This window comes from Luteibacter sp., from assembly GCF_051958795.1.
Lineage (GTDB): Bacteria > Pseudomonadota > Gammaproteobacteria > Xanthomonadales > Rhodanobacteraceae > Luteibacter.
In genome coordinates this window covers 1-12,288 of record NZ_JBQCFT010000036.1, presented here as the reverse complement: position 1 = coordinate 12,288, position 12,288 = coordinate 1, and the positions used below count along the sequence as shown (strand labels likewise).

The following is a 12,288-nucleotide window of genomic DNA, read 5'->3' as shown; positions in this document are numbered from 1 at the left end:
GTGTTGCGCGCGGCGGGTGATGATGCGGAAGGCCTGCTGGATGCGGTCGTTGCCCTCGAGCCGAACATGCATGTGGAATGCCACGGCCGCGCCTTCTATGACTATGCCAACGAGGCGGCGGTGTACTTGCCGGCAGCCTTGGCCGCTCCCGAGTTCGACAACGTTCCTTTCGCACGCGTCGGCATCGCCTCGCCCCCGGCATGGGCATTGCGTTGCGCGGCCCTGCGCGCCCACGGCAAGCTCTCCGGCAGCACGCCGCATGCCCAGGCCGCCGAAGCCCTTGCGATGCTCCGCGCCAGCGGCTGGCGCGATGAGGCCCTGAAGGTCGCCGCCTCATCCGCCTCGCTCGACCTTTGGCGCGCTGTGTCCGTGGCCTACGCTTCGGCGTACCTGAGACGGGAAGCGGGCCAGATGCCGTGCGGCTTCTCGTACCGGATCCAGCGGGCGGCGGCGGTGCCTTCGCCCATCGACGCGGTGCTCCGCGCCGCCTGGTGGGCCGACGGCTCCGGGGTGCCGCCGCATGCCGGGCTCGCTCTCGAAGGTGGCGCCGACTTCTCGCTCGACCCGACGCTCCCAGGCTGCCTGTGCCTCCGGGAACTCTGGACCGGGCAGGGGAGTGACGCCCTTACCTTGCGGGAGGGCGTGGCGGCAACCGCCGCGGCGTTACCCCGGGAGGGCCTGCCGGTGCTTGTCGTCCACGGTGCCGAAGACGGCCTGATCCCGGTCGCCTTCAGCTCCGAACCCTACGTCGCCTGGCTCCGCGCCCACGGCCGCTCGCCGGTGTTCTGGAAAGTCCCCCACGCCCAGCACTTCGACGTTTTCCTCGCCTTCCCGGATTTCGGCGACCGCCACGCGCCGCTGCTGCCGTTCGGCTACGCGGCACTGGACCGGGCCTGGGCGCACATCACGGCCGGTCGCCCGCTGCCCGAGGACGCCCTGGTCCGTGACACCCAGCCGCGCGGGCCCGGGGCAGTCACCGCCAAGACCCTGGCCCTGCCGCCCGGATAATCCTTTCACGCCCCGCCGCTTGAGTTATTGGGCACGGGGCGCCATCTTCGGTAGCCTTTGCTCCCCCCTGGGCCGGGCGCAGAAGGCGTTCGGCCCGACTATCAACGAGTTACAGGAATTACGATGACCATCAACGTCACCATGAAGACCAACAAGGGCGACATCCACCTGCGCCTGCACGACGACAAGACCCCGATGACGGTCGCCAACTTCGTGAACCTGGCCAAGCGTGGTTACTACGACGGTCTGTCGTTCCACCGCGTCATCGCCGATTTCATGGTCCAGGGCGGCTGCCCGGAAGGTTCGGGCCGTGGCGGCCCGGGTTACCGCTTCGGTGACGAGTTCGACAGCAGCCTGAAGCACGACAAGCCGGGCATCCTGTCCATGGCCAATGCCGGCCCGGGCACCAACGGCTCGCAGTTCTTCATCACCCACGGCCCGACCCCGTGGCTGGACGGCAAGCACAGCGTCTTCGGCGAGATCGTGGGTGCGGAAGACCAGGCCGTGGTCGACGCCATCCGCCAGGACGACACGATCAACAAGGTGGAAGTCTCCGGCGACGTGGACGCCCTGCTCGAGAAGCAGGCCGCCAAGGTCAAGGAATGGAACACGGTGCTCGACGCCCGCTAATTCCTGCGGATTTGCCTCGATGCCGAAAACGCCGCCCTCCGGGGCGGCGTTTTTCTTTGCGTAGGAGCCCACCCTGTGGGCGACGCCATTCGCGACAACGCAGGGGTCCTGCGGCCGCCCGGCTAATGCGGTCGCCCACAGGGTGGGCACCTACGGCGGGTTGGGTCCGATTTGGCGTGGTAGAATAGTGGCCTTTGTTCCGCCCCCAAGACGAGGAAACGATGCCGCAGCTCGCCACGCGTATGGGTCGCGCCAAGCCCAGTGCGATCATGGTCATTGCCGAGAAGGCCAAGCGCCTGAAAGCCGAGGGGCGCGACATCGTCAGCTTCTCGATCGGCGTTCCCAACTTCCTCCCCGGCGAGCACGTTTACGCCGCCGCCCGCGAGGCGCTGGCGAAGGATTCCGGCCAGTACGGCAGCAACCGCGGCGCCGATGCGCTGGTCAACGCGTTCCTCAAGCACATCGAGGCCCTGGGCCTCACCGGCTACAAGCCGGAGAACGTCAGCACCGGTGTCGGTGCCAAGCAGATCCTGTACAACCTGGCCGAGGCCCTGCTGGACGAGGGCGATGAAATCGCGTTCCCGGCGCCGTACTGGACCAGCTACCTCGACATCGCCGAGATCGTCGGCGCGAAGATCAACATCCTGCCGTGCCCGCCCGAGCAGCACTACAAGCTCACCCCGGCGCAGCTCGAAGAGGCCCTGCAGCGCAAGCCGCGCGTGTTCCTCTTCAACAACCCCTCGAACCCCACCGGCATGGTCTACACGCGCGATGAAATCGCCGCGCTGGCCGATGTCATCGCGAAGTACCCGGAAACCTGGGTGATCACCGACGACATCTACAACACCATGGTGTTCGATGGCGTGGGCTACCACAACTTCGTGCACGTGCGCCCGGAGCTGAAGGACCGCGTGATCTTCGTCGATTCGCTGTCGAAGACCTATGGCATGCCCGGGTGGCGCGTGGGCTTCATCGCCGCGCCGGAAGTGGTTGCCAAGGCCGTCACCACGCTCAACTCGAACCACATCACGAGCCTGCCGGAAGTCGTCACGGCCGCCGCCGTCGCCGCGCTCGCAGGCCCGCAGGATGTGCCCGCGCAGAAGTGCGTGGAGTTCGGCGCCAAGCGCGATCGCGTCTACGACGCCCTGGTCTCGATCCCCGGTGTCGTCTGCCCGCGTCCGCAGGGCGCGTTCTACGCGTTCCCGGATATCTCGGTGGCCTTCGGCAAGTCGCACAACGGCGTCGCCATCACCGACGACGTCAGCTTCTGCGCCGTGCTGCTCGAAGCCAAGGGCGTGGCCTGCGTGCCGGGCTCGGCGTTCGGCGAGCCGCGCGCGCTGCGTATCTCTTATTCGTGCCCGGATGAGGCGCTCGACAAGGGCATGGCCCGCATCGTCGAGTTCTTCGCCGAGCTGAAGTAATCGTCTGTCCCACGCGATATCCCTGAGGAGTCGAAAGATGAAAGCACCCGTACGCGTTGCCGTGACCGGCGCAGCCGGCCAGATCGGCTATGCCCTCCTGTTCCGTATCGCCGCCGGCGACATGCTGGGCCCGGACCAGCCGGTCATCCTGCACCTGCTCGAAATCACCCCGGCGCTGCCGGCCCTGCAGGGCGTGGTGATGGAGCTCAATGACTGCGCGTTCCCGACCCTCGCGGGCGTGGTCGCCACCGATGACGTCAACGTCGCCTTCAAGGACGTCGACTACGCGCTGCTCGTCGGCGCGCGTCCGCGTGGCCCGGGCATGGAGCGCAAGGATCTGCTCGAAGCCAACGGCGCCATCTTCGGCCCGCAGGGCAAGGCCCTGAACGACCACGCCAAGCGCGACGTGCGCGTGCTGGTCGTCGGCAACCCGGCCAACACCAATGCGCTGATCGCCCAGCAGAACGCCCCGGACCTCGATCCGAAGTGCTTCACCGCCATGGTGCGCCTGGACCACAACCGCGCTCTGTCGCAGCTGGCCGAGAAGACCGGTACGCATTCGACCGACATCAAGAAGCTCACCATCTGGGGCAACCACAGCTCCACCCAGTACCCGGACCTGCACACGACCACGGTGAAGGGCAAGCCGGCGCTGGAGCAGGTCGACCAGGCGTGGTACGAAAGCGACTTCATCCCGACCGTGCAGCAGCGCGGCGCGGCGATCATCAAGGCCCGTGGCGCCTCGTCGGCCGCTTCGGCCGCCTCGGCCGCCATCGACCACATGCGTGACTGGACCCTCGGCACCGCCGAAGGCGACTGGGTTTCCATGGCGATCCCGTCGGATGGTTCGTACGGCGTCGAGCCGGGCGTGATCTTCGGTTACCCGGTCACCGTGAAGGATGGCAAGTACGCCATCGTCCAGGGCCTGGCGATCAACGCGTTCTCGCAGGCGCGCATCGACGCGACCGAAAAGGAACTGCGCGAAGAGCGCGCCGGCGTCGAGCACCTGTTCGCGAAATAAGGCACCAGCGAAGCTCACGCCCCCGTAGGAGCTCACCCTGTGAGCGACATCTTTTAGCCCCAGCGCGGCAGGCCCTGCTGCTCTTTCGCGAAAGATGTCGCCCACAGGGTGGGCTCCTGCTTTTTGCGCGTCGCCCGAGGAATGGGTTCGTGCAAGTTTTTACATGGCGCACACGCCATGCTGGCCAGCATCAGCCATGGCCACCGAAAAGAAACTCATCGTTTACGTCGCGCTGGCAGCCAATGTCGGCATCGCGGTGGCCAAGTTCATCGCAGCGGCGCTGACGGGCAGTGCGGCCATGCTTTCCGAGGGCGTGCATTCGCTCGTCGATAGCGTCAACGAAATCCTCCTGCTCTACGGCCTGCGCCGCTCGCACAAGCCGCCGGACCGCCAGCACCCCCTCGGCTACGGCCGCGAACTCTACTTCTGGAGCTTCATCGTCGCGCTGCTCGTGCTGGCCCTCGGCGCGGGCTTCTCGCTGTACGAGGGCGTGAACCACATCCTCGCGCCGGAACCGCTGCGCGACCCCAGGGCCAGCTACATCGTGCTTGGCATCGCCGCCTTGTTCGAAGGCAGCTCCTGGTACCTGTCGCTCAAGAGCGTGCAGCGAAGGAAAGGGCGCATGGGTTACTTCGAGGCGTTCCGCGGCTCGAAGGATCCGACTACCTTCACCGTGCTGTTCGAAGACAGCGCCGCGTTGCTCGGCCTCGCCATCGCGGGTATCGGCATTTACCTGTCGCACGCGTTGAACAACCCGCGCCTGGATGGGTGGGCTTCGATCGGTATTGCCGTGGTGTTGGCGCTGGCGTCCGCGCTGCTGGCGCGTGAGAGCAAGGCGCTGCTCATCGGCGAGGCCGCGACGCCACACCTGCTCGAGAAGGTCTGCCGGATCACCTCGACCGTGCCTGGCGTGCGCAAGGTCAACGGCATGCTCACGCTGCAACTGGGACCGGACCAGGTGATGGTGGCGCTATCCACCGAGTTTGAAGACGGCCTGACGACCGTGCAGATCGAGGAGTGCGTGCGGCGGATGGAAGCGGCGACGCGCGATGCGCAGCTGCCCATCGTGGCGCTGTTCGTGAAGCCTCAAACGCCCGAGCAGTGGAAGGACCGCACGAAACGCATGGACGCGGGCGACTGGCAAACCCTCTAACGCTCGCAAACACTGTAGGAGCCCACCCTGTGGGCGACGCCGTTCGCAGTAACGCCGCACGGCCTGCGAGGCCGTCGCGAAAGATGTCGCCCACAGGGTGGGCTCCTACAAAAAAACGCCCCGTTTCCGGGGCGTTTTGCGTGACTTACGAGTGCTCGCCTTCCTTCGGCGGCTTGCCGCGGCCTTCGACGTGGCCGCCGAAGCCCATGCGCATCGCCGAGAGCAGGCGCTCCGCGTAGGTGTGGTCCTGGCGCGAGCGGAAGCGGGCGAACAGCGCGGAGGTCAGGACCTCGGCCGGCACGGCTTCTTCGATCGCCGCGTTCACCGTCCAGCGGCCTTCGCCGGAATCGTTGACGTAGCCGGAGTAGTTGTCGAGCTCGGCACCCTTGGCCAGCGCGCTGGCGGTGAGGTCGAGCAGCCACGAGGAAACCACGCTGCCGCGGCGCCAGACTTCGGCGATGTCGGCCATGTCGAGGTCGTAGCGCTCGTGTTCCGGCAGGAAATCGGCGTTGCGGTTCTTCAGGATATCGAAGCCTTCCGCGAACGACTGCATCATGCCGTACTCGATGCCGTTGTGGATCATCTTGACGAAGTGGCCGGCACCGGCCGGGCCGGCATGCATGTAGCCCTGTTCGACGCGCGGGTCACGGCCATCGCGGTCCTCGGTGCGCGGGATGTCACCGGCGCCCGGGGCGAGGGTCTTGAAGATCGGATCGAGGTGGTCAACCGTGGCCTTGTCGCCGCCGATCATCATGCAGTAACCGCGATCGAGGCCCCACACGCCGCCGGAGGTGCCGACATCGACGTAGTGGATGCCCTTCTGGGCCAGTTCCTTACCGCGGCGCGCATCGTCCTTGTAGAAGGTGTTGCCGCCGTCGATGATGATGTCGTCCTTGCCCATCAGGCCAGCCAGCTGCTGGACCGTGGCTTCGGTGATTTCGCCGGCCGGCAGCATGACCCATACGGCCTTGGGCGAGGGCAGGGCCTGGACCATGGCCTCGACCGATTCGACAGCCTGGCTGCCATCCTTCGCCAGGGCGGCGCGGGCATCGGCGCTGACGTCGTAAACGACTGTCTCATGGCCATCCCTCATCAGGCGACGGGCGATATTGCCGCCCATGCGGCCCAGACCGATCAAACCGATTTTCATGCGTGGGGTCCTCGTGGAAACATCGTGGGGAATATGCGGCTAGCCGGGCGGGATGCAAGGTATACCAATGGATGAGACCGGCTCAGGCCGGCGCCTCGAAATCGATATCCGGGCCCACGGGAACGATCCCGGTGGGGTCCAGCCACGGGTGGCTCAGGTAATAGTGCTTTTTGATGTGCCCGAAGTCGATGGTTTCGCGTATCCCGGGCTCCTGATAAAGCGCGCGCGTATACGCCCACAGTGCCGGATAGTCGATGATCCGGCGGATATTGCATTTGAAATGCCCGTGGTACACCGGGTCGAAACGGAGCAGGGTGGTGAACAGGCGCCAGTCGGCTTCCGTCAACTGGTCGCCACAGAGGAAGCGGTGCCCGGCGAGATGCAGTTCCAGCCAGTCGAGCGTGGCGAACAGCGGGCCGATCGCTTCGTCGTACGCTTCCTGGGTGCTGGCGAACCCGGCCTTGTAAACACCGTTGTTGAGCGTGTCATAGATCCGCTCATTGAATGCATCGATATCGCTGCGCAGCCCTTCGGGATAGTAATCGCCACGGCGCGCGCCGACGCCGTCGAACGCACTGTTGAACATGCGGATGATATCGGCCGACTCATTACTGACGATGGTGCGGCGCTGCTTGTCCCAGAGCACGGGCACGGAAGCGCGCCCGGATACGGCCGGATCCGCCAGCTGGTAAAGCTGGTAGACGTATTCGACGCCATTGACGTCATCGGGGATCACGCCCTCGGCCGGCTCGAACGTCCAGCCGTGCTCGCCCATGAGCCAGTGGGTGACCGAGAGCCCGATCATGTCGTCGAGGCCCTTCAGTGCGCGGAAGATCGTGGTGCGGTGAGCCCAGGGGCATGCACGGGCGATATACAGGTGGTAGCGCCCGGGCTCGGCGGCGAAGCCGCCTTCACCCGTGGGGCCGGGTGCGCCATCGGGCGTGATCCAGTGGCGGAAACGTGTGGTTTCCCGCTTGAAGCGGCCGCCACTGCTCGCGGTGTCGTAGCCCTTGTCCGTCCAGTGCCCGTCTGTCAGCAGTCCCATTGGCCCGCCTTCGCGTGGAGATCGGGCCATGATGCCGCCCGCGGTGGGAAGATTTCGTCATATCGGCCGGGGCACCCCTGACTTCCGGCACGGTTGGGGCCACGCCGGGGGCGCGGGTAGTCTCCTCCGGTCGTCCCACGAGCGTTCCCATGAACCCCACCTTCCGCTTCACCCTGGCCGGCCTGGCCCTGGCCACCACCCTGGGTGCCGCCGCCGGAACTTACGATCCGCGCGAGACCTTCGCCCCGTTCACCTACCCGCAGCCGGTGAACGCCTACCGCTCGGGCAGCGGCATGCCGGGTCCGCTGTTCTGGCAGAACCGCGCCGACTACGACCTGGCGGCGACGCTGGATCCGGTGAAGAACACCCTAGTGGGCAAGGCCACCATCCACTACACGAACAACAGCCCCGATGCGCTCGACGTGCTCTGGCTGCAGCTCGACGAAAACCGCTTCACCGAGACGGCCCGCGGCAACTTCACCGGCGACAAGATGCCGAAGCAGTTCACCGACGGCTACCGCATCACATCGGTCACGCTGACACAGGGCGGCAAGTCGGCGAAGGCCGAATACGTCGTCGCCGACACGCGCATGCAGGTGCGCCTCGCCCATGCGCTCGACGCGAAGGGCGGCAAGGTCGATGTCACCATCGAATACTCCTACGACCTGCCGGGCGACTTCGGCGGCCGCACGGGTTTCGATCCGTCGAAGAACGGCAACATCTACGAGATGGCCCAGTGGTACCCGCGCATGTGCGTGTACGACGACCAGCGTGGCTGGGACACGGCGCCGTACCTCAACAGCGAGTTCTACCTCGAGTACGGCGATTTCAACTACGCGATCACCGTGCCCTCCAACATGATCATCGCGGGCTCCGGTGAACTGGTGAACCCGGAAGACGTGCTCACGAAGACGCAGCAGGAGCGCCTGGCCAAGGCCCGCGAAAGCGACGCCACGGTGATGATCCGCACGGCCCAGGAAGTGACCGACCCGGCCAGCCGGCCGAAGCAGGGCGGCACGCTGACCTGGAAGTTCCGCATGCAGAACACGCGCGATGTCGCCTTCGGCGCCTCCACCGCGTACGTCTGGGATGCTGCTCGCATCAACCTGCCGGAAGGCAGGAAGGCGCTGGCCATGTCGGTCTACCCCGTGGAAAGCGCCACGGCAAAGCTGTGGGGGCGTTCCACCGAGTTCCTGAAGGCGTCGGTCGAGCACTTCTCGACAAAGTGGTATCCGTACCCGTATCCCGTGGCGATCAACGAAGGCGGCAGCGCGGCCAGCGGCATGGAATACCCGGGCATCGTGTTCGACCCCATGGAGGCGCCGGCCAAGCCGCTGCACATGGTGACGGCGCACGAGATCGGCCACACCTGGTTTCCGATGATCGTGGGCAGCGACGAGCGCCGCAACGCGTGGATGGACGAGGGTTTCAACACCTTCATCGACGTGTACGAGATGGACGCGTTCAACCACGGTGAGTTCGGCCCGAAGCGCGACGGTGAGTACGCGCCGAAGGGCGGTAACCCGGTGGATGGCATCCTGCCGCTGCTGGCCGACCAGGACGCACCGAGCCTGCTGATGGGCGCGGACATGGTGAAGGAGAAGTACCGCCACCCGGCGACGTACTACAAGGCTGCGCTGGGCCTGGTGCTGCTTCGCGAGGAAATCATCGGGCCGGAGCGTTTCGATCCCGCGTTCCGCAAGTACATCGCCACCTGGGCCTACAAGCATCCGACGCCCTCCGATTTCTTCCGCCTGATGGAGAGCGAGGCCGGTGAAGACCTGGGCTGGTTCTGGCGCGGCTGGTATGCCAACAACTGGCAGCTCGACCTGACGGTGACGAAGGTGAACGGCCAGGTCGTTACCCTCGAGAACCGCGACCAGCTGGTGATGCCGGCCACGCTGCGCGTCACGCTGGATGACAAGACCACGAAGGATATCCGCATCCCGGTCGAGACCTGGCAGCAGCACAAGACCTTCGACCTGACCGTCCCGGGCAGCCACAAGGTCGTCGCGGCCGTCATCGATCCCGACCACAAGGTGCCCGATCGCGACCGTTCCAATAACGGCTGGCCTCGCTGATACTGCGCGGCATGTCCACGCGTGCCGCCTATGCCAACCTGTTTGCCGTGATTGTCGCGGCCGTCGCCTGGCCGGCGCTGATGCTGCAGTACTGGCTGATGCTCTGGTCCGGGCCGGCCCTGGAAGTGACCGTCCGCTTCCTCAGCTTCTTCACGATCCTGTCCAACCTGCTTGTCGCCCTGGTCGCCGGTTCGGCGGCCACGGGCGGTAACTGGGCGTTCCTCCGCTTCTGGCGCGGCCCGCGCATCCGCGGCCTGGCGGCGCTCTCAATCACCGTGACGTGCCTTGTTTACGCCACGGTGCTGCAGAGCCAGTTCCACCCGCAGGGCCCGGCGCTGCTGGCCGACCGGTCGCTGCATTACGCGGTGCCCGTGCTTTACCTGGTCTGGTGGCTCGCGCTGTTGCCGCATGGCGCGCTCGCCTGGAGCGATGCATTGCGCTGGCTGGCGTTCCCCGGCCTGTTCGCCGCGTGGACCTTCGCACGCGGCGCGGTCGTTCATGAATACCCGTATCCCTTCATGGATGTGAACCATCTGGGATACGGCCACGTGCTGCTCAATACCGGCATCGTCGGCGCGTTGTTCCTGATCCTCGGCCTGATTTTCGTCGCAATCGACCGGAAAATCCCGTAGGAGCCCACCCTGTGGGCGACATCTTTCGCGACGGCGCTACAGGCCCTGTAGCTGCCTGGCGAACGGCGCCGCCCACAGGGTGGGCTCCTACAACGCTAGCGGGCGTACAATGCCCCGCATGATCTTCCGCTGGTTCGAGTCCCTGATCGATATCTTCCGCGACGCGCCGGACAGTGCGCCGCCGAAGACCGTTACGCGCTTCTACATCTATTACCTGCGCCAGGTGTGGAAGCTGTTCGTGGTGGCATTGCTGGTCGGCCTGGTGGTCGCGCTGATCGAAGTCGCGCTGTTCGATTTCCTCGGCCGCGTGGTCGACATGGCGCAGAAGACGCCTGCGGCGGTGTTCTTCCAGACCCACTGGCGGACCCTGCTCTGGATGGGGTTCGTCGTGGTCATCCTGCGCCCGTTGTTCCTCGGGCTGCACGACCTGCTGGTGAACCAGGCCATCAACCCCGGCATGACCGCGATGATGCGCTGGCAGCACCACCGTTACGTGCTGAAGCAGAGCCTGTCGTTCTTCCAGAACGATTTCGCCGGCCGCGTGGCGAACCGGATCATGACGACCGCGCCATCGCTGCGCGAATCCGCCATGCAGGTCGCGGACGCCATGTGGTACGTCACCGTTTACGCGGGTACCTCGGTGTACCTGTTCGCGAAGGCGGACCTGCTGCTCGCGCTGCCGCTCGTGCTGTGGATCGCCGCGTACATCGGCATGCTCGTCTACTTCGTGCCGCGCGTGAAGGACCGCTCGTGGCATGCCTCCGAGGCGCGCTCGAAGCTGATGGGCCGCATCGTCGATGGCTACAGCAACATCATGACGCTGAAGCTCTTCGCCCATACCAACCGCGAAGAGCTCTATGCGAAGGAAGCGCTGAACGAGCAGACCGACAAGCTGCGCGCGCAGAACCGCATGGTCACGGCGATGGATTTCTCGATCACCTCGATCAACGGCCTGCTGATCGCGGGCACCAGCGCGCTGGCGCTGCTGCTGTGGTCGCGGGGCAGCGTTTCCACGGGCCAGGTGGCGCTGGCCGTGGGCCTGGTGATCCGCATCAACAACATGTCCGGCTGGATTATGTGGGTGGTGAACGGCATCTTCGACAACGTCGGTACCGTGCAGGATGGCATCACCACGATTTCGCAGGAACGCACCGTCGTGGACCGGCCTGATGCCGTGCCGTTGCGGGTGACGAAGGGTGAAGTCCGCTTCGACGACATCCATTTCCACTACGGCAAGGCCGGCGGCATCATCAGCGGGCTCGACCTCATCGTGCGCCCGGGCGAGAAGATCGGCCTGGTCGGGCCCTCCGGCGCCGGCAAGTCGACGCTCGTGAACGTCCTGCTGCGCCTGTACGACCTGGAGGAAGGCCACATCCTGATCGATGGCCAGGATATCTCGCGGGTGACCCAGGAATCGCTGCGCTCGCATATTGGCGTGGTCACCCAGGATACGTCGCTGCTGCACCGTTCGATCCGCGACAACCTCCTTTACGGTCGTCCCGACGCGACGGACGCCGAGATGGCCGAGGCCGTGCGCAAGGCGCGCGCCGATGAGTTCATACCGGCGCTCTCCGACGGGGAAGGGCGCACGGGTTACGACGCACATGCCGGCGAGCGCGGCGTGAAGCTCTCCGGCGGCCAGCGCCAGCGCATCGCCATCGCGCGCGTGCTGCTCAAGGACGCCCCCATCCTGATCATGGATGAAGCGACCTCGGCGCTCGATTCCGAGGCCGAGGCGGCCATCCAGGAAAGCCTCGAGACCCTGATGCAGGGCAAGACGGTCATCGCCATCGCCCACCGCCTCTCGACGATCGCCCGGATGGATCGGCTGGTGGTGATGGAGAAGGGCGCGATCGTGGAAACCGGCACGCACGCCGAGCTGATCGCCCATGGCGGCCTGTACGCGCGCCTCTGGGCCCACCAGACCGGCGGCTTCGTCGGCGTCGACTGACCACCCCTTGTGGGAGCGCGCGTGGGGGCGGCCGGGGGGGGGGGCAACCCACTTCGCGCGCTCGGCCGGCGGCCCAGCGGGGGTGGGCGGCCAGGGGGCTCGCGGCCCCCCACAAACCGCCCCACCGGCCGCCCCCCCACCGGGGGTGGTGCTTTTTGAGCTTGCGGGGGACAACAACCCCTGGACCGCGCGGCCG

Annotated in this window: 10 protein-coding genes; 8 read left to right on the top strand and 2 right to left on the bottom strand. The window is 66.1% G+C overall.

Features of this window, described 5'->3' with window-relative positions:
- From ACTHLF_RS02145 to ACTHLF_RS02125, 5 genes are all read left to right on the top strand, one after another.
- The coding region (locus ACTHLF_RS02145; RefSeq protein WP_440324425.1) for a 3-hydroxybutyrate oligomer hydrolase family protein at positions 1–1,008 on the top strand (1,008 nt) is incomplete at its 5' end.
- 123 nt (positions 1,009–1,131) lie between these two features.
- Positions 1,132–1,638 (top strand): peptidylprolyl isomerase, encoded by a 507-nt coding sequence (locus tag ACTHLF_RS02140; protein WP_440324423.1) that lies wholly within the window; start codon positions 1,132–1,134, stop codon positions 1,636–1,638.
- A gap of 221 nt (positions 1,639–1,859) precedes the next feature.
- Positions 1,860–3,059: an aminotransferase class I/II-fold pyridoxal phosphate-dependent enzyme gene (locus ACTHLF_RS02135; protein WP_440324422.1), complete on the top strand. Its 1,200-nt coding sequence runs from the start codon at positions 1,860–1,862 to the stop codon at positions 3,057–3,059.
- Between the two features lie 37 nt (positions 3,060–3,096).
- The gene (locus ACTHLF_RS02130; protein WP_429246058.1) at positions 3,097–4,080 is read left to right on the top strand and encodes a malate dehydrogenase; all 984 of its coding nucleotides are present in this window, start codon (positions 3,097–3,099) and stop codon (positions 4,078–4,080) included.
- A gap of 196 nt (positions 4,081–4,276) precedes the next feature.
- Positions 4,277–5,233, top strand: coding sequence for a cation diffusion facilitator family transporter (locus ACTHLF_RS02125; protein WP_440324421.1), 957 nt, complete (start codon positions 4,277–4,279; stop codon positions 5,231–5,233).
- Between the two features lie 145 nt (positions 5,234–5,378).
- Here the strand turns inward: ACTHLF_RS02125 and gnd are convergent, their stop codons facing one another.
- Both gnd and ACTHLF_RS02115 read right to left on the bottom strand, forming a co-directional pair.
- A complete protein-coding gene (gnd, locus tag ACTHLF_RS02120) occupies positions 5,379–6,383 on the bottom strand; it encodes a phosphogluconate dehydrogenase (NAD(+)-dependent, decarboxylating) (protein ID WP_440324419.1) in 1,005 nt (334 codons plus the stop codon).
- Between the two features lie 82 nt (positions 6,384–6,465).
- Positions 6,466–7,428 carry a glutathione S-transferase family protein gene (locus ACTHLF_RS02115; RefSeq protein ID WP_440324417.1) on the bottom strand — a complete coding sequence of 321 codons (963 nt, stop codon included), beginning with the start codon at positions 7,426–7,428 and terminating at the stop codon, positions 6,466–6,468.
- Positions 7,429–7,577: 149 nt separating this feature from the next.
- On the opposite strand from ACTHLF_RS02115, the gene ACTHLF_RS02110 reads away from it, so the two are divergent.
- From ACTHLF_RS02110 to ACTHLF_RS02100, 3 genes are all read left to right on the top strand, one after another.
- On the top strand, positions 7,578–9,509 hold the full coding sequence (locus ACTHLF_RS02110; RefSeq protein ID WP_440324415.1) for a M1 family metallopeptidase: 1,932 nt from the start codon (positions 7,578–7,580) through the stop codon (positions 9,507–9,509).
- Positions 9,510–9,520: 11 nt separating this feature from the next.
- Positions 9,521–10,141 (top strand): Pr6Pr family membrane protein, encoded by a 621-nt coding sequence (locus ACTHLF_RS02105; protein WP_440324413.1) that lies wholly within the window; start codon positions 9,521–9,523, stop codon positions 10,139–10,141.
- A 118-nt stretch (positions 10,142–10,259) separates the two neighbouring features.
- Entirely contained in the window at positions 10,260–12,092 is a 1,833-nt protein-coding gene (locus tag ACTHLF_RS02100) for an ABC transporter ATP-binding protein (RefSeq protein WP_440324427.1), read from the top strand.
- Positions 12,093–12,288 lie beyond the last annotated feature (196 nt).

Excerpts from the sequence above, each read along its gene's own strand:
- ACTHLF_RS02125 (WP_440324421.1), top strand. The coding sequence starts at position 4,277 with ATGGCCACCGAAAAGAAACTCATCGTTTACGTCGCGCTGGCAGCCAAT.
- ACTHLF_RS02115 (WP_440324417.1), bottom strand. The coding sequence starts at position 7,428 with ATGGGACTGCTGACAGACGGGCACTGGACGGACAAGGGCTACGACACC.
- ACTHLF_RS02100 (WP_440324427.1), top strand. The coding sequence starts at position 10,260 with ATGATCTTCCGCTGGTTCGAGTCCCTGATCGATATCTTCCGCGACGCG.
- gnd (WP_440324419.1), bottom strand. The coding sequence starts at position 6,383 with ATGAAAATCGGTTTGATCGGTCTGGGCCGCATGGGCGGCAATATCGCC.
- ACTHLF_RS02110 (WP_440324415.1), top strand. The coding sequence starts at position 7,578 with ATGAACCCCACCTTCCGCTTCACCCTGGCCGGCCTGGCCCTGGCCACC.
- ACTHLF_RS02135 (WP_440324422.1), top strand. The coding sequence starts at position 1,860 with ATGCCGCAGCTCGCCACGCGTATGGGTCGCGCCAAGCCCAGTGCGATC.
- ACTHLF_RS02140 (WP_440324423.1), top strand. The coding sequence starts at position 1,132 with ATGACCATCAACGTCACCATGAAGACCAACAAGGGCGACATCCACCTG.
- ACTHLF_RS02105 (WP_440324413.1), top strand. The coding sequence starts at position 9,521 with ATGTCCACGCGTGCCGCCTATGCCAACCTGTTTGCCGTGATTGTCGCG.
- ACTHLF_RS02130 (WP_429246058.1), top strand. The coding sequence starts at position 3,097 with ATGAAAGCACCCGTACGCGTTGCCGTGACCGGCGCAGCCGGCCAGATC.